This is a genomic window from Segatella oris (genome assembly GCF_900637655.1).
Classification (GTDB): Bacteria; Bacteroidota; Bacteroidia; order Bacteroidales; family Bacteroidaceae; genus Prevotella; species Prevotella oris.
Window position 1 is genome coordinate 3,108,491 of record NZ_LR134384.1, and the last position, 23,606, is coordinate 3,132,096.

Here is a 23,606-nt window from a genome sequence, read left to right on the forward strand (position 1 = left end):
GTTTCGCCAATCCATTAATTTCGTTTGCCAAACTTGATGAGTAGCAGGCCTATTCCCGTCCAAAGCAACTCGCGGAGTCTTACAATCAATGCTACGAAGATACCCGCACTTGCTGATATACCCAATGCTGTTGTCGACATCAGAAAGCCACCCTCGCGTCCTCCAAGCTGCAGAGGAATGAAAAAAAGCAGGTTAGCAAAGAGGCTTGTAAAGGCAAGAATGAGCACACATTGCAAGAAATCAACATTCGGCATGAGCACCAATAGCACGAAAAATATTTCTAAAGCCGAGCAAATGCGACATGATAATTCCAACAGAACTGCCGAAACAAAGGTCTTGGGGTTCTGCTTATGAAGAGCTGCTATCTGTTGATCTATGGTGTCAAGTTGCTCGCGATGACTTTCAACAAAAGGCTGTGCCCACTTCTTCAAGAGAGGAATATGCCCGAGAAACTTCATCACTCGGTTGGCCAATCCCTTGCGATAGCCCGATATGAAGAACCAAATTCCTAATAGACAGAAGGCACCTGTGACAGCCAGCAGCGTTGCTAAGAGCAGCGTTATAGGCTGTGTGAGCATGAAAATAACTATCGAAAGCAACCAAAAACAGAAATGACTGAAGATGTGAGTCATGGCATAAAGGATTACCGATGACGATGCACGCTCCGGTCCTATGTATGGAGAAAGCGACATGATACGGTAAGGTTCGCCCCCCATCAGACCGCCGGGAGTGGCATAGTTGAGGGCAAATCCCGACACGGTAATCTTATAAAGCCATGCAAAGGATATTTTCTTTTGTCCTTTGTCGGCTTTCTGTGAATTGATAATGATATACCATGCCGAAGTGTTGAAGATGTAGAGAAAGGCCCAAAGCACGACAACGGCAATGAACCAATAGCCTGCATGACACAGCCCTTCCCACACTTGGTGGAAATCAAGCTGTGTAATCATGATGCCGAGAACGACAATCCCGAAGATGAAAAATCCGTTCTGATACTTCTTATTCATGCTTTTTCTTTGGTATAGAGAAGCGAACTTTCTCCCCATCATCATGCTTTTCGCGGTAAAGCTTAGGCAAAGGATTCTGCAAAGGCTCGTCATAACGCTTGCGGTTGCGGTAGATGTCGATGGCTGTATAAATGGCATGACGCAGTGAAGAAGCATCGGCTATGCACTGACCTGCAATATCAAAGCGAGTATGGCAATCGGGTTCAGTGGCTATAATGGGTAGGTTGGCATTGAATTTTACCACACTTTCCGTAGCAAGGGCTTTTAATGGAGGCACTCCCTGGTCGTAATATAGGGCCAAGATGCCGTCAAACTGGTCGTAATAACCATTTTCAAAGAATTCTTCAGCAGTGTAAGGACCGAATGCCTGCACGCTGTCCTCTTCCATTTCTTTAATTGCAGGCAAGATAATCTCTTGCTCTTCTTTGCCTTGTGCCGTAGGATTTAAGGATAAAACAGCAATGCGTGGATTGGAAATATTAAAGTCGCGGCGAATGGTTTTGAATAATAATGTAGCCTTTTCTTTTACTAAATCCTTGGTCAACACATTTGCAATGTCCTTTACAGAAGCCCTTTCTGCCGCAACCATCAGCCGCAGGTTGTCACTGATATAAAGGGTAGAAGCTTTGTTTCCTTCGCCTAAACAAGTTTCAATATACTTGCTGATGCCGGTAAATTTGTAGCCTTCAATGTGAATATTGCTGTCTTCCACCGGACAATTCACGAGCACATCATAGGCATCATCCCGATAATCGGTCATGGCTTTATCAAGTGCTTTCAATGCAGCAGCACCGCTTTCAGGCGACACTATGCCCATCTCCACTTTCACATCATCGTCGAAACATGTCAGCAGATTAATGCGGTTTTCAACTGCTTCATCGGCAGTATTGATGATACTGAAGTTTCCTTGAATGTCAAGTGCCTTGCGATGATAAGATGCTATCTTGGGAGAACCATAGATGATTGGCGTGCAAAGCTCCAGCATCTCGGGTTCAGAGAAAGCCTTAAAGATGAGTTCATATCCGATACCATTAGTATCACCATGTGTGATAGCCACACGAATTTTCTTATTTTCCATTGTTATTCTTTATATTTATAGAGCCCAGTATGGCGTTAAGCTGACCGAGCAGAGTTTTCTTATTGCTTATTTCGGGCGCATAGAGGAAGCCTTCTGCGAAGATGAGTCCTTCTCCTTCAGGGCGCTTATAGACGTTGCAGATGAATAGCCCTCCCATGGCATCGCCCTGCATCTCCCATAGTCCTTCATAGCGACATCGCCTTTTCTTTGGGTTGAAATGCCCCTTGACAGAAGCCTTCAGCGTTGTGATGAACATCGAATCGGTTTCACCTTTAATATTGATTTGCATCACACTGTCGTGCAACTGACAGAAACGTTCCACGCTTAGTGGCAGTGTGTCGGCAGTCGTTACTTTGTAGATAGCTACGTTTTTCATGCCTGTTGTGGCATTGTTGGATATCCATAGAAATCCTTTTCCTTGTTTGCTCGACCGCATGTCAGCAGGCAATTCAATGCTCATTCCCATCAGTTTGCGCACTCGTTCCTGCATCTCGGGATTGTCTTCATACGGGTGGTTGAGCCGTCCGAGCATTCCCTTTCGCCGACCGTTGCAGCCACAAAACACGAGCATTGCAGCCAACATGAAGACAATGATCTTATTGCTCATGACGGATTTCGCCGATTTTCTTCGACGTAGAAAGCAGTCCGCAGGCTGCAAAGATATCTTGTCCGCGACTCGCACGGATAGTCGTGAAGATGCCATGTGATGTCAGATAGTCGCGCAATTCCTCCATTCTCTTCTCGTCGGCACCATGCAGTGGCACGTCAGGTATTTGGTGGAAGCGTATCAGATTGATGCGACAGTCAAGACCTTTCAACAGTTTTACAAGCTCACGGGCATGTGTCATAGAGTCGTTTACGCCTCCGAAGACGATATATTCAAACGACAAACGACGTTGGTGGGAGAAGTCATAATTGCGCAGAAGTTCCACGATTTCCGCAATACTCATGCCCTTTTGGGCCGGCATAAGCTCGGCTCTTTGCTCGGCTATCGGCGAATGAAGACTGATAGCTACATGGCAATCGCTCTCTTCAATGAAGCGTTTCAGCTTGTTCTTAACGCCGACACTGCTTACCGTTATGCGCTTCGGACTCCATGCCCAGCCGTAGTCGGCCGTGAGAATCTCCGTTGTTCGCAGAATGTTGTCAAGGTTGTCCATCGGCTCCCCCTGTCCCATGAACACGATATTCGTAAGTTTATCCACTTCGGGAAGCGAATAAATCTGGTTCAAGATGTCACAAGTTGTCAGGCTTCCCTCAAAGCCTTGCTTTCCCGTTTGACAGAAAAGACAGTTCATTTTGCAGCCCACCTGACACGAAACGCAAAGAGTGGCGCGGTCATTCTCGGGGATATACACCGTTTCTACAAACTTTCCGCTTGCTGTGGGGAATAGATATTTGATGGTTCCGTCCTTGGAATGCTGTGCTTCCAAAGCTTCTGCACAACCTATAGTGTAGGCTTCTTCTAATTTTGCACGGTTAGTTTTGGATATATTTGTCATCTCGTCAATGTGCTTCACGTGATGCGTATATAGCCATTTTGCAATCTGTCCGCCCGTAAAGGCAGGCATTCCCAATTGCTTGCAGGCTTCCTTGAGCTCGTTCAAGGTCATGCCTAAAAGTGCTTTCTTCGAAGAAATCATACTGCAAAGATAATAAATAATGTTGAATGTTTCACGCTTTGTATTGTTTTTTTGATTTGTGGAGAGAGCGTGGAATGCAGGGGTAAGGAGTGTGGTTTGTTTTCAGACAGTCTTTAAGCCCTTGCAAATTGCGACTTAGGTATAGGCTCACAGGGCTGTAATTTGATATTGGAAAGCAGCAAAAAAGATTTTGAAAAATAATCAAAAAACATGACAATAAGAATTGTTCCGCATGGTTCTGTTTTTCCATAAACAGCAAATTGTCTTCTCACATGAATGCTTCAGTCATGTCATTTGCATCATTTCGTCTTGCCATCTAAGGCATATTGCAGTGTGTTTTGCGTCATTTTATCTTGCGATTTGACGCATATTACACACTGATTTGACGCATATTGAATGCCTTCTTGGAAGGAGTAACAAAAAAGGGAAAACCAAATTGCGGTCTTCCCTACGGCAAAGATAATCATTTTTTGAGGCAAATGCAAATGGATAATGAAATATCTTTACTTTTAGAGCGACATTAAAGAGCCTGTGGAAAAATCGTGTTTCAGCAGCATGTAATTCGATTTTATTTGCTATCTTTGCAGGAAATATGGTGTCGTTGCTGACATGCCAAGGGGCAATCCGGCGGTTGCAACAGTGCCTCAACACGCGTTAAACACATTTTTATGATTGGAAAAATAGACTGTTTTCTGCCTTGCAGCAATCCCAACGACCTGAAAGAGACCATCGAGATGTTGCGGAAGAGTAAGACAATCCGACAGATAAACTTACTCGTGGACTCGGATTTCAAGGTCGCGGAGCGGGCTGATGACTGCACGACTATCGTTGTTGACAATTTGCTTTCGACCGACACCATGCGCAAAGTCAGTGAAAATGCAGAGGCCGACTATGTGCTTCTTGCGCTCAAATCAACGCCTCTTGTGTTAGGCCAGCATGCACTTGACCGCCTGCTTCGTGTGGCCACAGATACCCATGCGGCCTTGGTTTATAGCGATTATCATGCGGTTGTTGACGGGAAACGCGAGCAACATCCAGTCATAGACTATCAGATGGGGAGTCTGCGTGACGATTTTGATTTCGGTTCCTTGCTGTTCATTCGTGCCGATCTGTTGCATGAATATGCTGCAACTTGCGGTAAAGAGGGCGGTCATCAGTTTGCTTTTGCCGGACTTTACGACCTGCGTCTGTTCCTCAGTCGCAAGGGGAAACTCTTCCATATCAATGAATATCTCTATACAACAGAGGAGTCTGATACGCGAAAGAGCGGTGAACGCCAGTTCGATTACGTCAATCCGCGCAACCGCGAGGTGCAGATCGAAATGGAAAAGGCTGTTACTTTGCATCTCGAAGCCGTTGGTGCACGCATTGATACGCATGATTATGAAGCGCCAAACTTTAACCGTGAGCCTTTCAATTGCGAGGCCTCTGTCGTCATTCCAGTGTATAATCGCGAGCGAACGATAGCCGATGCCGTGAAAAGTGCATTGCAACAAGAGGCCGATTTCAAGTATAATGTGATTGTTGTCAATAATCACAGCAGTGACCATACAGGCGATATCCTGCGCGAGTTGGCTTGCGAACGCCTCATAGTTATTGAGCCTGAACGCACTGATTTGGGGATTGGCGGCTGCTGGAATGTAGCTGTTGACGATGCAAGGTGTGGCCGTTTTACCGTTCAGTTGGATAGCGATGATCTCTATTCTTCCCCACATACGCTGCAGAAAATCGTTGATGCGTTCCATGAACAGCATGCAGCAATGATTATAGGTGCCTATCGTATGTGTGATTTTGAACTCAAGACACTGCCTCCGGGAATGATAGAACATCGTGAATGGACCGAAGATAACGGTTGCAACAATGCCTTACGCATTAATGGTTTGGGTGCTCCACGCGCATTCTTTACGCCACTTCTGCGTGAAATTCATTTCCCTAACACCAGTTATGGCGAGGATTATGCGTTGGGATTGGCTTTCAGTCGCCGCTATCGTATAGGCAGAATATACGATGAACTCTATCTTTGCAGGCGGTGGGGAGGCAACAGCGATGCTGCATTGAGCATTGAAAAGGTGAATGCCAACAATCTTTATAAGGACCGTTTGCGCACGATAGAGTTGAAGGCACGCCGTCAGTTGGTGAGCAAAAAGGCTTCTCTTGGTGACGATGACGACTTGAAACGCTTTTTCAATCAACAGTTGAAACAGTGGGAGGATGCCCGAAAACGCTATCAAGACCTGCGGGATGTGAAGACAAAACAATTAGGCATATTGCGCGTGCAGTATAATCCGGCACGCATGGTAAGCACTGGAGCGAAGATTGATGCACACACATTGGCACAGCGTCCTTGCTTTCTTTGTGCATCAAATCGGCCGAAAGAACAGCTGACGGAAAGGCTTGATGATGACTTCTGTCTGCTTGTTAATCCGTTCCCTATCCTTCCTATCCACTTCACTATTCCTGCTTTGCGCCATGAGCCACAGGCTATTCTGTCGCATTATGGTGAGGTTCATAAGCTGCTTTCAAGGTATAAAGCGCTCATGGTGTTCTATAATGGGCCGAAATGTGGGGCGAGTGCTCCCGATCATCAGCATCTGCAAGCGGGTGAAAGTGGGCTTGTGCCCTTGCAACGTGAATGGAAACGCATGCAAAAAAGCCTTGAGCCGATAGTCACATTGAATGAAGATAACGATGTTTGTCTGCTTCGTGACTTCGTGGTTCCAGCGCTTGTCATTCGCAGTACGAGTGCCGAGAGCGACGAAAAGCTCTTTCATCTTGTGTATAAGTGCTTGCCGTTACGTGACGGAGAGACCGAGCCGATGATGAATATCGTGGCTTGGCGTGAAGGCAGACAGTATATTTCAGTGGTTATTCCGCGTGAAAAGCATCGCCCGGATTGCTATTTTGACGAGGGCGAAAAACAGTTGTTGGTAAGTCCCGGGGCCTTGGATATGTCGGGATTGCTGATTGTTCCGCGTGAAGAAGACTTCAATAAACTGACCGAAACGCAGGCTGAAACCATCCTGAAAGAGTGTGGTGTCACTGAAAAGACAATGCAGGCGGTGGTTGAACGCATAAAAGAAAACAACTGAAAATGGTCTTGAAAGATAATCATATGCAGGTAGATACACAGCCGGATGTGTCGGTAGGCATTGTCAGTGGAAGTCAGATTAGGTTTCGTCTTGATGCGCCTTATCTTGTAGAGGGGGGGCTTGCAGAGGGCGAACAAACGGTTGCTTTTGCTGAAAAAAGTATACATTGGAAAGGAAAATGCTATCAAGAGCTGACTTTCATACCACAACAAAGCGATGCTTCTTTCTCACTTTTCGATGTCACTATAGGTGTAAACTTTCATTGGGAGCGTAAGGAAACACAGACTTTTCTTGGCAGATTGAAGTTCATAGTCAATGAAGATAAGGTGTGTGCTGTCAATGAATTGCCGGTTGAAAGCTATTTGGAGAGTGTTATCTCAAGTGAAATGAGTGCTACTTCGAGCCTCGAACTGCTCAAGGCTCATGCTGTGATATCGCGTAGTTGGCTGTTGGTGCAGATGCAAAACCGCAAGGATAATCATGGAAAAAGCAAGTCCATGTCGTCTGAAATGCCTACTGAAGGAGAACTTATCCGCTGGTATGACCGCGAAGATCATACGCTTTTCGATGTCTGTGCCGATGATCATTGCCAGCGTTATCAAGGAATAACGAAAGAAACAAGCCCACAGGTGGCAGAGGCTATCAGGCAAACCAAGGGGCAGGTGCTGCTGTATGACGGTGAAATCTGCGATGCAAGGTTCTCTAAATGCTGTGGAGGTGAGACTGAAGAGTTCCAATATTGCTGGGAGAACTTGCGCAAACCTTATCTCGTTGCCCTACGTGATGCGCCGCATAATGAGTCACTTCAGTTGAATGTTGAGGCTGATGCAGACCGTTGGATACGCTCAAATCCGGAGAGTTTCTGCAATACACACGATGTAAAAGTGCTTTCACAAGTGCTCAACAACTATGACCAGGAGACGTCAGACTTCTACCGTTGGCGCGTGGAATACACGCAGGAGCAGCTTCAGATGCTGATAACCGAGAAGCTTGAAATAGACTTTGGGCATATCATTGACCTTATTCCTGTGGAGCGTGGAACGAGTGGAAGACTTTCAAAGCTTAAGATAATAGGTGACAGAAAGACGCTTGTCATTGGCAAGGAACTGGAGATTCGCCGTGCTTTGAGCAAGACTCATCTCTACAGTTCGGCTTTTGTGGTCGATGCACTTGACCGCAATGAGCAGGGAATTCCGCAGCGGTTTGTCCTCATTGGAGCCGGTTGGGGGCATGGTGTAGGGCTTTGTCAGATTGGCGCAGCCGTCATGGGAGAGCGTGGTTACAATTATAATGAAATCCTGTTGCATTATTATAAAGGTGCAACTATCGAACAAATCTATCATTAGACATGAAGAATTCAAGACCTTGGACATGGGTTCCTTCACTTTATTTCGCTGAAGGGCTGCCTTATATTGCCGTGACAGTGCTGGCCATCGAAATCTATATGCAGCTTGGGTTGAGTGATGCAGAAGTGACATTCTATACCTCTTGGCTCTATTTACCATGGGTGATAAAGCCTTTCTGGAGTCCTTTTCTCGAGTTGTATAAGACAAAACGCTGGTGGATTACAGCCATGCAACTGCTTCTTGGCGCTGCTTTTGCGGGCGTTGCCTTTACCATTCAGGCTTCATGGTGGCTGCAAGGAACAATTTGTTTCTTTTGGATGATGGCCTTTTCAAGTGCAACTCACGACGTAGCTGCTGATGGTTTCTACATGATGGGACTTGACCAACACGACCAAGCGTTCTTTGTGGGCATTCGAAGTACGTTCTATCGCCTTTCAATGATAGTCGGGAAAGGAGTTCTTATCATGCTTGCCGGTGTGCTTCAAGTGGTGTTCCGTTATCAGATTAAATTCTCATGGAGTCTTATTTTCTATGGACTGACAGGGCTTTTCATCGCTTTCTATCTCTATCATAACTATGTTCTTCCACACCCGAAAGAGGATGCTGACCATGTAAAGAAGCGGGGTGCAGAGGATATTCTGATGGAGTTTGTGATGACTTTCGTTACATTCTTCTCCAAGAAACAAGTGCTTGTGGCTATTCCTTTCTTGCTTCTTTTCCGACTTCCAGAGGCATTGTTGACTCCCGTTTCACAGCTTTTCCTGCAAGCCTTGCCAAGTAAAGGCGGATTAGGGCTGTCACCTCAGGAGTTCGGATTGGTCAATGGAACTGTCGGAGTGATAGGTTTGTTGGTAGGAGGTGTTATCGGTGGGATGCTGGCGAGCCGTGATGGACTGAAGAAGTGGCTATGGCCTATGACCTGTGCAATAACAATTCCCAATGTTGCTTACGTGTATTTAGCTTATGCAATGCCTGAAAGCTTGATTGCAATCAACGTGTGCGTATGTCTTGAGAACTTTGGTTATGGCTTTGGTTTCAGTGCATATATGCTCTTCATGATATACTTTTCTCAAGGTCAGCACAAGACATCTCATTATGCACTTTGCACGGGGTTCATGGCCCTTTCGATGATGTTGCCGGGCTTGTTTGCCGGTGCTTTGGCCCAGGCGGTAGGCTATCGGATGTTCTTTATCATTGTGATGATCAGCTGTTTGCTGCCGTTCGCCGTTGCCTCCTTCCTGAAAATCGACCCGAACTTCGGTAAGAAAGAAGTAGAAGAAGAATTATAAAACAAGGAAAAGGCTTGCAAACGGTGATGTCTGCAGGCCTTTTATATTAGATGTTTTCATTTCAGAAGTTCGGGCAGAGCTATCATTCCTTGCATTTTAAAAGGCTTTTTCATGCGCTTATATGTGGTCTTTTCCTCATCTTCTTCTGGCTGAAAAAGTCGTGTGATGATTTTATCGAGGAAGAAAGAACCTTGCCGATAGCGAAAGATATATTTCATATTGTAGAAATATTTGCCTCCTCCCCAACTGATAAGCAACATGAAACCACGCTTGGTTTGCATGAGACTGTCTACACAGAAGTTCTTACATTCAAAGTCGGCAAGCGGTAATTTGATAGTTGCAAACCTTGTCTTACCACTTGAGAAATGGATATATCCGCGTCGAAACTCATCATTCGTATCTCTGACATACCTTATTTGATAAGTCTTTTTGCCATATAACTGACCTTTCAATGTCAGTCTTTGCCAAACGTCCCAGCGTGGTATCTCTTCTCGAAAACCAGTCTTTCCGACATTTGCACATTGTCCTTGAAAAGCAAGACAAAGCAAGGAATAGAGTAACAACAAGTATTTGTTCATGTCGTTGGGCTTTAATCAAGTATTGGATAATAATAGTTGACGCCGAGACACCCCTCATATTGCTCAATCTTTACAGGCGCCCCGATTTGTAATTTATTGTAAAGTTTGTGGGAGATATATACCCTTTCATCTTCTTTTAAGTCATTCCATGGAGCGAGTTTTAAGTAATATCGATGCCCTTTTCCTGTTGTACTCGACTTATCTTTAATGCTCGAATCAAAATACTTTGGCTTAGATGGGTCGAAAGTTATATTGCAAAATATGAGCGTACTATAGCTATAAACAAAGCAACCGATTAGTATTACTCCAATGAAAAGAAGCAAATCGCGCTGCCCATACGTTGGCGTTATGTGCTCATTTCGTGTGCAAAGATAAGTCAGGACGAGTGTAACCACGATGACAATCAACCAGAATTGAGAAGGAATATGAAGGAGATTCTCTCGCCAAGCACTATATAACAGGCCTAAAGAACAAACACTTCCTATCGACAATAGCGATGGATGAGGGTCTGTTTTACTGACATAAAATTTCGCCAATCCATGGCTTTTGTTGTAGACAATGATTGCAACGAGGGGCAAAAGTGCGGCAATTGAGTGGATAGATTATTTTCTTGAGCTTGTTTGCCTTATTTCTGATATCTTCTTCACTTGCTCCATAGTGCAAATCTGATAGCATTTCTTCCGTCTCTTGCTTTTCATCAATGATATCTTTGTTTTGAAATTGCGAATGAGCCCATGCTTCTATGCTCGCAAAACCATCGTAATCATTGGATATAATAATAAACTTTGACAACCTCGTTGCATGCAGAGTGATTCGGTTTTTCTCATCTTCATAGCAGTCAATCTCAGCCATTGGAAGGATTGTTTTGCCGAAAATGCTAACACGAATCACGGCTTCTGGTGTGATGAACAGCTTCGAAACTACTTGGTTTATCACATAACCCATACTGCCAATAATAAAGGCTAAGGCCAGCAACCCCAAGTAAATGCGTGCTGATAAGTCATAATCGTCAAACGTCATCATGGTATAAAAGGTCATGAGACCAAGGAAAATGAAGAGTAAAGCGACTATCCAGGCACCGACGATTGACGATTTTTGTGGGCGATGTTCACCGAGAATGCGATGATGTTTCAATGGTTTGTACATAACTTTACAGCTATTTTACTCGTCGATATAGCGCTTAGTGATGTCCTGATAGCTGTCAATGCGGCGGTCACGGAGGAATGGCCACCACCTGCGTACTTGCTCACTGTGGTGCATGTCAACTTCTATCACGATGCTTTCTTCTTCATTATTGCTGGCTCTGTAATGGATTTCGCCCTGCGGTCCGACAGCAAAGCTGCTGCCCCAGAACTCAATTCCTCGCGTTTGTCCGCTTGGATCAGGCTCATGACCAACGCGATTAACGGCAATGACAGGTAGTCCGTTGGCCACTGCATGTCCACGCATTACGGTCGTCCATGCCTCACGTTGTCGCTCCTGTTCATCGGGCGTATCGCTGCTTTCATAGCCAATGGCCGTGGGATAGATAAGGATTTCGGCCCCTTGCAGCGCCATTAAGCGGGCTGCTTCGGGATACCATTGGTCCCAACATACCAACACTCCGAGTCGCCCTATGCTTGTGTCGATGGGATGAAAACCAAGATCTCCGGGCGTGAAATAAAACTTTTCGTAGTATGCAGGGTCATCAGGAATGTGCATTTTCCGATACTTCCCGGCTATCGTTCCGTCTTTTTCTATCACTACAGCCGTATTGTGATAGAGTCCCGGGGCACGCTTTTCAAACAGCGAAGTGACGATAACCACTCCGTATTGCTTGGCCAATTCACCATAGAAACCCGTTGAAGGCCCTGGTATCGGCTCTGCAAAATCGAAGTTGTTGACGTCTTCCACCTGGCAGAAGTAAAGCGAATTGTGAAGTTCCTGCAACACAATGAGCTGTGCTCCACGGGCAGCTAAGTCGGCTATTCCCTTTGCCAAGCGTTGAATGTTCACAGCAGGATCAGCAACATTATGTTGCTGGAGAAAACCTATTTTTATTTCTTTCATAACTTTGGATATTGCATAGTGAGACAATGAAGTGAGCCGTGCTGACGGATAACCGTGCGTGCATCAATGCCTATAACCTTGCGGTCGGGGAAGGCTTTCTGCAGTTGTTGCATAGCTAAACGGTCTCTTTCGGGTTGTGCATACGTAGGACAGAGCACGTGATGATTGAGGATAACGAAGTTGGCATAGGTTGCAGGAAGCCGCTCTTTATTGTCGTATATCGGCTCAGGAAAAGGCAATCGCAGCAGATGATAGGGCTTCCCCTCAAGCGTGCGCAGTGTTTTCAGCTGGTCTTCCAAAGCTTGGAAGTCAGCGAAATGCACATCTTCTTCGTCGCTGTATATATATAATAAGGTGTCATTGGGCGCCAATCTCACGGTCGTGTCAATATGTCCGTCGGTGTCATCGCCAAGGAGTTGACCGTGTTCAAGCCATACAATGCGCTCTGCATGCAGTGTTTCGAGCAGCTTTCTCTCAATGTCTTCACGCGTCATGGGTTGGTTTCTGTGAGGTGCCAAAAGGCAGCATGTGGTGGTGAAAATGGTGCCTTTACCGTCACTTTCAATGCTTCCACCCTCTAAAACGAAGTCGGTGTGGTCTTCTATGGTGCCGTCAAAGGCTCCCATTTGAGCCATGTTGCGTGTGATGGCATTGTCTTTCTGCCAGTTGAATTTCTCTCCCCAGCCATTGAATTTGAAGTCAAGCATGCGTAATTCAGAACCGTTCGAAAGCGTGACAGCGCCGTGGTCGCGTGCCCAAGTGTCGTTGGTATCTATCGCGAAATAGCGGATATTGGCATGTTGACTGCTTGAAAGTTGCTGCTCAAGCAGGGCTTTCACCTTGTCGGGTTCAGGCGTAACGATGAGAAGTTGCTCATCCGTTGTGATGACTTTCGCCATTTCAATGAATGTCTTTGTAATGTCTTCGAGATAGGGAAGCCAGTCGGTTTGAGCATGGGGCCACGTGAGTTGAATGCCTCGTTGCGGTGCCCATTCAGCCGGAAGTACAAAGTCTTTGTTTGCCATATCGTAGGAGTGATAGTTCAATATATAATCGTTTGCTGGTTACAAAATTAGTTGTTTTTTTCCAATTGTTGTGAGTTTGAAGAATAGAAAGGTGAATATTTTTGTGAGAAATGAGAGTAGCGCACGCTTCATTCAGGGTGCATCGTGAAGCTTTTCAGGGCGTTTCGAATGCGGTTTTCATAGCTTTGGAAAGCCGGAATGAACGCTTTGATTGTAAACTTAAATGACAGTTGATTTGCATTTGCTTAGAAAATTGATTACCTTTGCCGTAGGGGAAGACCGCAATGTGGTTTTCCCTTTTTTGTTATGCCTTGCAGAATGGTTTGCAATATGCGTCAAATCAGCGTGTCATATGCGTCAAGTTATATGCTGAAGTGACGCAAAATGCACAGCAATATGCCTTAGATTGAAGGGCGAAATGATACGAATGACAGGACAAAAGCATTCATTTGGGAAGATAATTTGCAGTTAATAGAAAAACAGAACCATGCAGAATAACTCTTGTTGTCATGTTTTTTGATTATTTTTATTTATTTTTCGATGTCCGAATATCCATCAAGAAAGCATAATACTTATGGCGTTGTTTACGGTCACTCCTTGCTAAAATTATATTGATTGATATTGCATTTAGGATAAAAAACCGTAACTTTGCCTTATAAAAAGCAACGGAAATGCTGGAAATCAAGAACGGAACCCTAAACGGAGTGGAGCATCCCGCGACGGCTGCCGACATTAACTTAGTGGTTGATGCGGGCGAAATGCTCTGTATCTATGCTTGGCGCAGCGACAAACGGCAGGCGATTGTCCATACTCTTTTAGGGTTACAACCTCTCAAGTCGGGCTTTATGTCGGTTGATGGTGATGTAATCGACGAGCGTTCGGCAGCTTATTATCGAAGTCATACAGCCTTCGTGCCGCGCGATTTACGGTTGCCTTTCAAAACGGTTAGCGAGACTATGCAGGCAATGATGACGGTCGATAAAGACTTGACAAAAGGCACTATTGAAAGCGAATGGCGCAAGGTGGGCATAGCGGATGGCCTGTGGAATGCGCTTGTTGAGCACGTAGGGCAGGATATTTTGCAGCAAATGATGATGGTTGTAGCCGTGATGAGAGGGTGTAATCACATGATTATCGACCTGCTTCCCGGGGCTATGACGCCTGAAATGATGGGCTATCTACGGCAGTACACGGCTTCTGGCGGACTGATTGTGATAGCTACTGACGATGAAGAAGTAAAGGGGCAGTGCGACAAGTCGCTGCTCGAACCGCAATGATTAAATAGAACAAGCAATGAATATTGGTTTTATGGGTATCTGTATCCTCGTGATACTGCTGTGTGTCCCGGTATATCTGATTTATTTCTATAAGCTCAATCTGCAGCGCAAGTTTGCCTTGGCTTTGGCTAAAGTCGTGGGTTATTTGGCTTTGACTGGCATCATGTTGGAGTTTGTTTTCCGCATGAACAACATCGCACTCAATATCCTTTGGGTGGTGTTGTTGGCCTTGCTGACTTCGGTGGTGACGGTGAACAGGGCACGCTTGACCATGAAAAGCTATTTCATTCCGGCTTTCATTTCTACGCTTGTCGTGACATTCGGCATCGGTGTTCTTGTGGTTCTGGCTGCTTTTTCGACCGAAAATCCCTTTGATGCACGCTATCTTATTCCCGTGACGGGCTTCATTCTTGGTGGCATTATGGAGAGCAATTGCAAGGCACTTGAAACCTATTATGCGGGTTTGAGAAATCATAACGCTCTTTTCTACTATCTTCTGGGCAATGGGGCAAGCCATAATCAGGCTGTAAGATATTTCGTGAAACGGGCTTTGGAACGTAGCATGATACCGTCATTGGGGCGCATGGCTTATATAATAATAGGTGTAACACCAATGGTGATGTGGGCAATGTTGCTGGCAGGAAGCGATGTCTATTCGGCTGTTCTGATGCAGTTGCTGACGTTTGCAATGGTGTTGGCAGCCTCGCCTTTAGCCTTGTTGCTGACTCTGATGCTTGCCAAACGCTACGCATTCGATGAATATGGCAAGCTGAAATCACAGGAAATGGTAAACAAGGCAGAAGCATGAAGAAGACTTTTCTGCTTGATTTAGCTTTTCTGACGTTGCTCTTTGGGGCGTTAGGATGTGACTTTGCCAAGGGAGGGCACAAGCCTTTGATCGGCAGTATACGGCAGACGGTCGAAGCATGCGCAGTGAACGACACTGAAACCACTGTCAGAAAGAACATCAAGTACAAGGCCCCTGCAGGCGATGATCGGTTGCTGACACAGCTGGTTCCTAAGGATATTCCACAACAGTTGTTGCGGAGAGTGGGCTATGTGGTGTCGTATAATCCCGAAACGCATATTCCAAATTGGGTTGCCTGGCAGCTGACGGAGTCGCATACTACCGGCCCTTACAAGCGCAAAGGCATTGAATTTCAGGAAGACAACGAGGCAGAAGGCGTGAAAGTAAACACGTTTGACTACAGTAGGAGTGGCTATGATCGTGGTCATATGTGTCCTTCGGGCGACAATAAGTGGGATAAGACGGCGCAACAACAGTCATTTCTCATGACGAATATATGTCCGCAGAACCGCAATCTGAATGCAGGTGACTGGAATGAAATGGAAAATCAGTGTCGCAAGTGGGCTAAACAGTATGGCCGTATCTATATCGTGGCAGGCCCAATTCTTTACAATCAGAAGCACAAAACTATCGGTAAGGCTAAGGTTGTGGTGCCGGAAGCATTCTTTAAAGTGGTGCTTTGCATGGAAGGAACACCCAAGGCGATAGGCTTCATCTATAAAAATGAGGCAGGAAACCGACCGAAAGGCGACTATGTGAATAGCATTGATGCGATAGAACGCATTACAGGTTTCGACTTCTTTCCTGCACTTGAAGATGCACTTGAAGCGAAAGTGGAGGCTGAAGCAAACCTTGCTGACTGGTAAAAAACGTTAAACAATAGGCGATTGACCTTACATCATGTAATAAAATGGCTATCTTTGTAGTCTCATTTTATGCATCGCATGAAGATAAAGGAAGTAATTGGTGCCCTTGAACAGTTCGCGCCTCTGCCTCTGCAGGCTGACTATGACAATGCTGGCCTACAGATTGGATTGACAGAAGCGGAAGTCTCAGGGGCTTTATTGTGTCTTGACGTGACCCCGAAAATCGTTGATGAGGCGGTTGCAAAAGGCTGTAATCTCATCGTTTCTCACCATCCGCTCATTTTTCGTAAGTTGAATAGGATTGCCGATGAGAATGAAGTGCAGGTGACAGTGCGTAAGGCTATTGAGCAACATGTCGCTATTGTGTCTATGCATACGAATATAGACAGTGCACGAGGTGGCGTGAACTTCAAGATAGCTGAAAAGCTCGGACTGCACAATCTGCATTTCTTTGGTAAGCAGACTGTCGTTGACGGGGTTGAAGGAGGCGAAGGAGTTGTGGGCGAATTCATGGGAGAATTGGCAGCCGATGACCTTGTATTGTTGCTCAAAAAATGTTTCGATGTGGAGTGTGTGCAGTGCAATCAGCTGCTGCGTAGGCCCATTCGGAGGGTTGCAGTCTGTGGTGGGGCGGGATCGTTCCTGCTTGATGATGCCATAGCTGCAGGTGCAGATGCTTTTATTACGGGCGAAATGCACTATCATGAGTACTTTGGTCACGACCAGGAAATACAGATTGCAGTCATTGGTCACTATCAGAGTGAACAGTTTACGAATGAAATTTTTAAATCAATCATAGAGGAACGGTGTGCTGGTGTGAGTTGTTATCTCACGGAATTGAACACTAATCCCATCATTTATTTATAAGAATTATGGCAAAGAAAGATCCTACAGATTTGTCAGTTGAGGAGAAGTTGAAGACCCTCTATCAGCTGCAGACAACATTGAGTAGCATTGATGAGAAGAAAGCATTGCGTGGAGAACTTCCTTTGGAGGTTCAAGATTTGGAAGATGAACTTGAAGGTTTGCACATCCGCGTAGAGAAGATTCAGAACGAAATCGCAGAGTTTCAGGATGCTGTTGCCCAGAAAAAGCACGAGATTACTGATGCTGAGGCCAGTGTAGAGCGCTATAAGAGCCAGCTTAACGATGTGAAGAACAATCGTGAGTATGATACTTTGACGAAAGAAATCGAGTTCCAGTCGCTGGAAATAGAGCTTTGTAACAAGAAGATTAAAGAGGCAGCGATTAAGATAGAGGAGTGTAAACGCGATCTTGAAAGTACACAACAGAGTATCAGTGAACGTGAAGAAGATCTCAATGAGAAGCGAGATGAACTGGATGAGATTATGCAAGAGACCCGCGAAGAAGAGGATAAGCTGAAAGCAAAGGCTAAGGAACTCGAGACAAAGATAGAGCCTCGCCTGCTGACAAGCTTCAAACGAATTCGCAAGAATGCCCGTAATGGACTTGGAATTGTTTATGTTCAGCGTGATGCTTGTGGTGGTTGCTTTAACAAAATCCCTCCACAGCGCCAGTTAGACATAAAGATGCATAAGAAAATCATCGTTTGTGAGTACTGCGGTCGCATTATGATTGACCCGGAATTGGCTGGTGTAAAGACAGAAAAGTCTGCTGCAGAGGAGAAGCCGAAGCGTGCAAAACGAACAATTCGCAAGAAGAAAGAAGAGACAGAAACTGCAGAATGAGGCAGCAACTGTAATGGAAACAGGAAACTGAAAGATTGACAATCTTTCAGTTTTTTTTATATTTTGTCTGCTCATTTTCCTTTTTTTCTTATTAAATTTGCAGCCCATAAAAAGGAAAGTGATTGGTAGACAATCTGTAGATTGTATATAGGAATAACAATAATCAATAAAAAAATAGCGAACAATGCCTAAGTATAACATTACAGAAAAGCGTGAACGGTCGGCCGTTTATCGCGTTCTGATGAGTTCAGAGGTAAAAGATGACCTGCAAGAGAGAATTAATCAAAAGATTATAATCGAGCAGAAGTATAGGGATAAAGACTACAGTGCAAAGCAATTAGCTGATGATTTGGGAACTAATGTGCGTTATGTTTCGGCTGTATGTGCCGAACGTTTCCACACAAACTATTGTGGATTGGTTAACGCACAGCGTGTAAATGAAGCCATGTCAATGCTTGTTGATACGCGATATCTTAAATTTCGCATTGAAGATATCGGAGAAATGGTTGGCTTTTCCAATCGACAGAGCTTCTATGGTGCTTTCTTCCGTTTCAAGAATATGACTCCCAGACAGTATCGTCAGAATTATATGGATAGTCATCCTGAATTGGCTAAGCCGAAAACTACACGCAATCGTTCGCGTAAAACAGCCTGAAAATTTGTTTAAGTGGGATTTTTAGCTTAACTTTGTGTCTTGATTGTACACAACGAAACAGATGAAAACAGTTAAGAAAATAGTTCTCACGGGCGGCCCTTGTGCAGGGAAAACAACGGCTTTGGTTAAGGTTATTGAACACTTTTCGAGCCTTGGCTATAAGGTTTTTACCATTCCAGAGGTGCCGACAATGTTCAGTCAGTCGGGTATGGACTATCTGACGACGAATAAAAAACTTTTTTATGAAGGCGAAAAGGCTACGTTGGAAGTACAGTTGGCGCTTGAGGATAAGTTCCAACGAATGGCTGAACAGTGTGAAGAACCGGCTGTGATCATCTGTGATCGTGGCGCAATGGATATCTCTGCCTATATGAGTTCCGAGATGTGGAACGCTATAACGAAAGATGTGGGGACGAGTACGAGCGAACTTCGCGACCACCGTTATGATGCGGTCTTACATTTGGTTTCGGCTGCAGATGGTGCAGAAAAGTTCTATATTACCAGCAATAACAAACAGCGTACAGAGGGTTTGGAGTTGGCCCGTGTGCTTGATAAGAAGGTGATTGAAGCCTGGACGGGACATCCGCACTTGCGAGTTATCAACAATCATGAGGACTTTAATAACAAGCTTCATCGTGTATTGAAGGAGATTTCGAATGTTCTGGGTATTCCACAACCAATCGTTGAAGAGCGAAAATACATTGTAGAACTGACCGGTGAGATACCAAACTGTATTGAAAGTGAAATCACCCAGACCTATTTAGTGGCTGAACCGGGGTGCGAAGTGCGCTTGCGTCGTCGTGGTTGGCAGGGCAAATACGTCTATGTGCATACGACAAAAAAGAATATTTCTGACACAGAACAGCTTGAAACAGAGCGTCAGATAAGCAAGAACCTCTATACATCGCTGTTGCAGCAAGCTGATCCTTATCGTCAAAAGATACAGAAAACGCGCAAGAGTTTCATTTGGAAAGGGCAGTATTTTGAATTGGATAACTTTCAAAAGCCTGTCAGCGGACTGATGATTTTGGAAACAAAAGGCATTGCAGAAAAGGAGTCTGTGAACTTCCCTCCTTTTATTAAAGTGGTAAAAGACATTACGGGTGTGCAGCAATATTATAATTACAATATTGCTTTGAAAGGCTAAGAACAGCACTTTCAAAGTAAAAATGTTAGGGATGTTCCATCTTAAAGGCTGATTTCTTTCAAGAGATTGCCATTGAGATGGAATATTTTTATGGTTCCATTTTCGTATATTCCAAGCGTCGGAGGATTGCCTCCTTTAGGAAATGTGACCGACCCTGTGTTGCAAATAACGGTGTTTTCTGTCCTCTCAAGCTCCCAAAGATGGGTGTGTCCATAGATGATTGCATCAAAACTACCTTTGGGGCGGTTCACCTTATTATATATATGACCATGCGTAAGCAATAGTTTCTTACCCTCATCTACCAGAAGCATGTAGTCTTGCAGGATAGGAAAGGAGAGCAACATCTGGTCGACTTCAGAGTCACAGTTACCTCTTACGGCCACAATCTCATCGGCAATGGCATTCAGTTTTTCAGCAATGGCCTTGGGGTTCAGGCCCTCCGGCAGTCCGTTTCGTGGGCCATAGTTCAATATGTCGCCCATGATGCACATCATGTCGCAATGTTGTTGATGATAGAAATCAAGCATTTTCTCTAATGCCGGCAGTGAACCGTGAATGTCGGATACCAATAGATATTTCATGTTTTCAGCTTCGTTTGAATGTATTTTGTTATGGATGAATTCCAATGCAATATTCGGAATTTTCTCTGGAATACGCAAGTTTTGGAGGCGAATAAATGTGTAATAAGCATAATGCACATGGAAAACGGATTGTTTTTATCAGTTAGAATGGACTTCTATGAGGGGTGTTGAAGATGTAGTTTGTGTTATTTTAGCCCGTCATCTGCGTCAAGTGACACGCTAACTTGCGTCAAATGACACGCTAACTTGCATCAAATGACACGCTGATCTGCGTCAAATCAGCATGTAATTCGCCTTATATTGCAAGGCTGTTCGTAATGTGTTGAGATGCAGGTTGATACAAATTTCAGACTGATTTGTTGGATGAGGTATGTGGATTGTAAATCAATTAAATGATAATGTTTTACGTATTACATATTGATTAAATGTTTTCTGTTTTGAAAACAAAAACAAATCATGTTGTTTTCAAAGTTTTCCAAAAATTTTTGTAATATATTGATAACTAACAACTTGACATTTATTAACACGCAAAAAGTTGTCCAAAACGATTAACTTATATATTTATATGCTATCTTTGCAAATGAATTTCAAACCATATTCACCTATAAAATAATGATACAGACCGTAGTAAAAAGAGACGGACGAATAGTCGGTTTCAACGAACAGAAAATCATGGCAGCCATCCGAAAGGCCATGATGCACACCGAAAAGGGTGAGGATGACGCACTCGTACAGAAGATTACAGACCACATTTGCATTCATGGCAAGAGTCAGATGACCGTGGAGAAAATTCAGGATTCCGTTGAAATGGAGCTCATGAAGAGTGCTCGAAAGGATGTAGCACAGAAGTATATTGCCTATCGCAATCAGCGAAGCATCGCACGAAAAGCCAAGACCCGTGACGTGTTTATGGAGATTGTGAACATCAAGAATAATGATGTGACACGCGAAAATGCCAATATGAATGCAGACACTCCGGCCGGAATGATGATGAAGTTTGCTTCGGAAACAACGAAACCCTTTGTGGATGATTATCTGTTGTCTGAAGATGTGCGTGATGCTGTGGCACATAATTACATTCATATTCACGACAAAGACTATTATCCGACAAAGAGTCTGACTTGCGTTCAGCATCCGTTGGATCATATTCTGGAGCATGGTTTCGTGGCCGGACACGGCTCTTCGCGACCTGCCAAGCGTATAGAAACGGCGGCAGTATTGGCTTGTATCTCTTTAGAAACTTGCCAGAATGAAATGCACGGCGGTCAGGCTATCCCTGCGTTTGACTTCTATTTGGCTCCCTATGTGCGCAGTTCATATATAGAAGAGGTGAAAAACTTGGAGAAACTGACGGGACGTGATCTTGCTTCACTGTATCATAAGGAGTTTGATGACTTTATTCTGAAAGACCTTGATGGGCTTGAAGGCGACGAAAGACTTTGTCAGCACGCTATGAACAAGACCGTGAACCGCGTGCATCAAGCTATGGAAGCCTTCATTCACAACATGAATACCATTCACAGTAGGGGTGGAAATCAAGTGGTTTTCTCGTCAATCAACTATGGAACGGATACCTCGGCAGAGGGGCGTTGCATCATGCGTGAACTGCTGAAATCAACGTATGAGGGTGTCGGTAATGGTGAAACGGCTATTTTCCCGATACAGATATGGAAGAAAAAACGTGGTGTAAGCTATCTTCCTGAAGACCGGAACTATGATCTTTATCAGTTGGCCTGCAAGGTAACTGCACGCCGTTTCTTCCCGAATTTCTTAAATCTTGATGCCACGTTCAACTGGAACAGCAATTGGAAAGCTGACGATCCGAAGCGCTATCTGTGGGAAGTTGCGACAATGGGATGCCGCACTCGCGTTTTTGAAAACCGTTTCGGTCCAAAGACAAGTGTGGCTCGTGGTAACCTTAGTTTTACGACAATCAACATCGTTAAGTTAGCTATTGAGTGCATGCAAATCGCTGATAAGGAAGAGCGTATCAATGCTTTCTTCGCCAAACTCGACAATATATTGGAGATAACAGCTAAGCAGTTGGACGACCGTTTCCAGTTCCAGAAGACTGCTTTTGCCAAGCAATTCCCGCTGTTGATGACGAAGTTGTGGATTGATTGCGATAAGCTTCAGCCTTCAGATACGATTGAAAGTGTGCTTAATCAAGGCACTCTCGGTATCGGTTTCATTGGTCTGGCCGAATGTTTGAAGGCTTTGATAGGCAAGCATCATGGTGAAAGCGAAGAAGCGCAGGCTTTAGGTTTGAGGATTGTAACGTATATGCGTGACCGTGTTAACGATTTCTCGGAGCGTTATCAGCATAATTACAGTGTGTTGGCAACGCCGGCTGAAGGACTGTCGGGACGTTTCACAAAGTTCGACCGCAAGCGTTTCGGTGAGATAGAAGGTGTGACCGACCGCGAATATTATACTAATTCAAACCACGTTCCGGTATATTATAAGTGCTCGGCACTGCATAAGGCACAGGTGGAAGCACCTTATCATGACCTTACACGTGGCGGACATATCTTCTATGTAGAGATTGATGGCGATGCAACGCATAATCCGGAGGTCATTGCTAACGTAGTAGATATGATGGATAAATACAACATTGGATATGGCAGTGTGAACCATAATCGCAACCGTTGTATGGATTGTGGCTATGAAAATTCGGATGCCAAGCTCGATGTCTGCCCTAAGTGTGGCAGCCAACATATAGATAGGTTGCAGCGCATCACAGGCTATTTAGTGGGGACAACAGACCGTTGGAACCAAGGAAAATTAGCCGAATTGAACGATCGCGTGACGCATGTTGATGGTGCTTGTAAGTAAGAATGATATCCCCTCCCTTGTCTGAAGGGAGGGGATTTTGCTGTATTTTTGTTTGGAAAATGGCTATGATAAGTGTTTTGAAAATAGTGCACGACACGATGGTTGACGGCCCGGGATTTCGCACATCCATTTATTGTGCAGGCTGTCCGAATGGCTGCCCAGGTTGTCATAACCCGCAGTCGTGGGATATTAAGAATGGAACGATGATGGAAACTGCCGAAATTATGCAGGAAATCACTAAGGATCCTTTTGCCAATGTGACTTTCACGGGGGGGGATCCAATGTTCCAACCTGAAGGTTTCCTGGCCTTGGCAAAGGCTATCAAGTATCAGACGAAGAAAACGATATGGTGTTATAGTGGCTTTGTTTTCGAAACATTGTTGAAGAGCCCGGCACAGCGTGAATTGCTTCAATACGTTGATGTGTTGGTTGATGGTCCTTTTATAGAGGCACAGAAAGATACTGATTTGATTTTCAGAGGCAGCAGCAATCAGCGTCTGATTGATGTAAAGCGCTCGTTGGAAGAGGGCATGACCGTGCTGTTGGATTATCGCCCGTTGGAACTCGGCATGTGAAAAGCAGGAGAATAACGGCCAAGTAACTCTGCTTTTTGTAAATATTATA

Annotated in this window: 21 protein-coding genes; 12 read left to right on the forward strand and 9 right to left on the reverse strand. The window is 44.8% G+C overall.

Going from position 1 to position 23,606, the window contains the following annotated elements; translation table 11 throughout:
• Nucleotides 1-14 precede the first annotated feature (14 nt).
• Genes EL210_RS13160 through rlmN form a run of 4 tightly spaced genes read right to left on the reverse strand, consistent with a single transcriptional unit; the run spans nt 15 to nt 3,728 of the window.
• Nucleotides 15-1,007, reverse strand: a complete 993-nt coding sequence (locus tag EL210_RS13160; protein ID WP_018921026.1) for a lysylphosphatidylglycerol synthase transmembrane domain-containing protein — start codon at nt 1,005-1,007, stop codon at nt 15-17.
• Nucleotides 1,000-2,085 (reverse strand): PdxA family dehydrogenase, encoded by a 1,086-nt coding sequence (locus tag EL210_RS13165; protein ID WP_018921025.1) that lies wholly within the window; start codon nt 2,083-2,085, stop codon nt 1,000-1,002. The genes EL210_RS13160 and EL210_RS13165 overlap by 8 nt, the downstream gene beginning before the upstream one ends.
• On the reverse strand, nt 2,075-2,692 hold the full coding sequence (locus EL210_RS13170; protein ID WP_018921024.1) for a DUF4837 family protein: 618 nt from the start codon (nt 2,690-2,692) through the stop codon (nt 2,075-2,077). Before EL210_RS13170 ends, EL210_RS13165 begins: the two co-directional genes overlap by 11 nt.
• Nucleotides 2,682-3,728 carry a 23S rRNA (adenine(2503)-C(2))-methyltransferase RlmN gene (gene rlmN / locus EL210_RS13175; RefSeq protein WP_018921023.1) on the reverse strand — a complete coding sequence of 349 codons (1,047 nt, stop codon included), beginning with the start codon at nt 3,726-3,728 and terminating at the stop codon, nt 2,682-2,684. Before rlmN ends, EL210_RS13170 begins: the two co-directional genes overlap by 11 nt.
• A gap of 668 nt (nt 3,729-4,396) precedes the next feature.
• Here rlmN and EL210_RS13180 point away from each other — a divergent pair.
• From EL210_RS13180 to EL210_RS13190, 3 genes are read left to right on the forward strand one after another with little or no spacing between them, the layout of a single operon-like run.
• Nucleotides 4,397-6,817, forward strand: a complete 2,421-nt coding sequence (locus EL210_RS13180) for a DUF4922 domain-containing protein (protein ID WP_025879752.1) — start codon at nt 4,397-4,399, stop codon at nt 6,815-6,817.
• A gap of 2 nt (nt 6,818-6,819) precedes the next feature.
• Nucleotides 6,820-8,163 (forward strand): SpoIID/LytB domain-containing protein, encoded by a 1,344-nt coding sequence (locus EL210_RS13185; RefSeq protein WP_081620297.1) that lies wholly within the window; start codon nt 6,820-6,822, stop codon nt 8,161-8,163.
• Nucleotides 8,164-8,165: 2 nt separating this feature from the next.
• The gene (locus EL210_RS13190; RefSeq protein WP_018921021.1) at nt 8,166-9,452 is read left to right on the forward strand and encodes an MFS transporter; all 1,287 of its coding nucleotides are present in this window, start codon (nt 8,166-8,168) and stop codon (nt 9,450-9,452) included.
• Nucleotides 9,453-9,508: 56 nt separating this feature from the next.
• Here the strand turns inward: EL210_RS13190 and EL210_RS13195 are convergent, their stop codons facing one another.
• From EL210_RS13195 to EL210_RS13210, 4 genes are all read right to left on the reverse strand, one after another.
• Entirely contained in the window at nt 9,509-10,030 is a 522-nt protein-coding gene (locus tag EL210_RS13195) for a hypothetical protein (protein ID WP_018921020.1), read from the reverse strand.
• Nucleotides 10,031-10,543: 513 nt separating this feature from the next.
• The gene (locus tag EL210_RS13880; protein WP_232000378.1) at nt 10,544-11,164 is read right to left on the reverse strand and encodes a hypothetical protein; all 621 of its coding nucleotides are present in this window, start codon (nt 11,162-11,164) and stop codon (nt 10,544-10,546) included.
• A 27-nt stretch (nt 11,165-11,191) separates the two neighbouring features.
• A complete protein-coding gene (locus EL210_RS13205) occupies nt 11,192-12,079 on the reverse strand; it encodes a carbon-nitrogen hydrolase (RefSeq protein ID WP_004375588.1) in 888 nt (295 codons plus the stop codon).
• Nucleotides 12,076-13,104, reverse strand: a complete 1,029-nt coding sequence (locus tag EL210_RS13210; protein ID WP_018921017.1) for an agmatine deiminase family protein — start codon at nt 13,102-13,104, stop codon at nt 12,076-12,078. Before EL210_RS13210 ends, EL210_RS13205 begins: the two co-directional genes overlap by 4 nt.
• Before the next feature lie 671 nt (nt 13,105-13,775).
• On the opposite strand from EL210_RS13210, the gene EL210_RS13215 reads away from it, so the two are divergent.
• The 7 genes from EL210_RS13215 (at nt 13,776) to EL210_RS13245 (ending at nt 19,566) form a co-directional block, all read left to right on the forward strand.
• Nucleotides 13,776-14,381, forward strand: coding sequence for an ABC transporter ATP-binding protein/permease (locus tag EL210_RS13215; protein ID WP_018921015.1), 606 nt, complete (start codon nt 13,776-13,778; stop codon nt 14,379-14,381).
• A gap of 16 nt (nt 14,382-14,397) precedes the next feature.
• Nucleotides 14,398-15,189 carry an ABC transporter permease gene (locus EL210_RS13220; RefSeq protein WP_018921014.1) on the forward strand — a complete coding sequence of 264 codons (792 nt, stop codon included), beginning with the start codon at nt 14,398-14,400 and terminating at the stop codon, nt 15,187-15,189.
• Nucleotides 15,186-16,055, forward strand: a complete 870-nt coding sequence (locus EL210_RS13225) for a DNA/RNA non-specific endonuclease (RefSeq protein WP_018921013.1) — start codon at nt 15,186-15,188, stop codon at nt 16,053-16,055. Before EL210_RS13220 ends, EL210_RS13225 begins: the two co-directional genes overlap by 4 nt.
• A 78-nt stretch (nt 16,056-16,133) precedes the next feature.
• The gene (locus EL210_RS13230; RefSeq protein WP_004375580.1) at nt 16,134-16,922 is read left to right on the forward strand and encodes a Nif3-like dinuclear metal center hexameric protein; all 789 of its coding nucleotides are present in this window, start codon (nt 16,134-16,136) and stop codon (nt 16,920-16,922) included.
• A gap of 5 nt (nt 16,923-16,927) precedes the next feature.
• Complete coding sequence (locus EL210_RS13235) at nt 16,928-17,764, forward strand: zinc ribbon domain-containing protein (RefSeq protein WP_004375578.1); 837 nt, start codon at nt 16,928-16,930, stop codon at nt 17,762-17,764.
• A gap of 184 nt (nt 17,765-17,948) precedes the next feature.
• Nucleotides 17,949-18,419 (forward strand): helix-turn-helix domain-containing protein, encoded by a 471-nt coding sequence (locus EL210_RS13240; protein WP_004375577.1) that lies wholly within the window; start codon nt 17,949-17,951, stop codon nt 18,417-18,419.
• A gap of 61 nt (nt 18,420-18,480) precedes the next feature.
• A complete protein-coding gene (locus tag EL210_RS13245; protein WP_004375575.1) occupies nt 18,481-19,566 on the forward strand; it encodes an AAA family ATPase in 1,086 nt (361 codons plus the stop codon).
• Nucleotides 19,567-19,607: 41 nt separating this feature from the next.
• Here the strand turns inward: EL210_RS13245 and yfcE are convergent, their stop codons facing one another.
• A complete protein-coding gene (gene yfcE / locus EL210_RS13250) occupies nt 19,608-20,147 on the reverse strand; it encodes a phosphodiesterase (RefSeq protein WP_025879754.1) in 540 nt (179 codons plus the stop codon).
• A gap of 612 nt (nt 20,148-20,759) precedes the next feature.
• Between yfcE and EL210_RS13255 the strand changes: the two genes are divergently transcribed.
• Together EL210_RS13255 and nrdG are read left to right on the forward strand one after the other, a co-directional pair.
• The gene (locus EL210_RS13255) at nt 20,760-22,982 is read left to right on the forward strand and encodes an anaerobic ribonucleoside triphosphate reductase (protein WP_018921010.1); all 2,223 of its coding nucleotides are present in this window, start codon (nt 20,760-20,762) and stop codon (nt 22,980-22,982) included.
• 65 nt (nt 22,983-23,047) lie between these two features.
• Entirely contained in the window at nt 23,048-23,557 is a 510-nt protein-coding gene (gene nrdG, locus EL210_RS13260) for an anaerobic ribonucleoside-triphosphate reductase activating protein (protein WP_025879755.1), read from the forward strand.
• Nucleotides 23,558-23,606 lie beyond the last annotated feature (49 nt).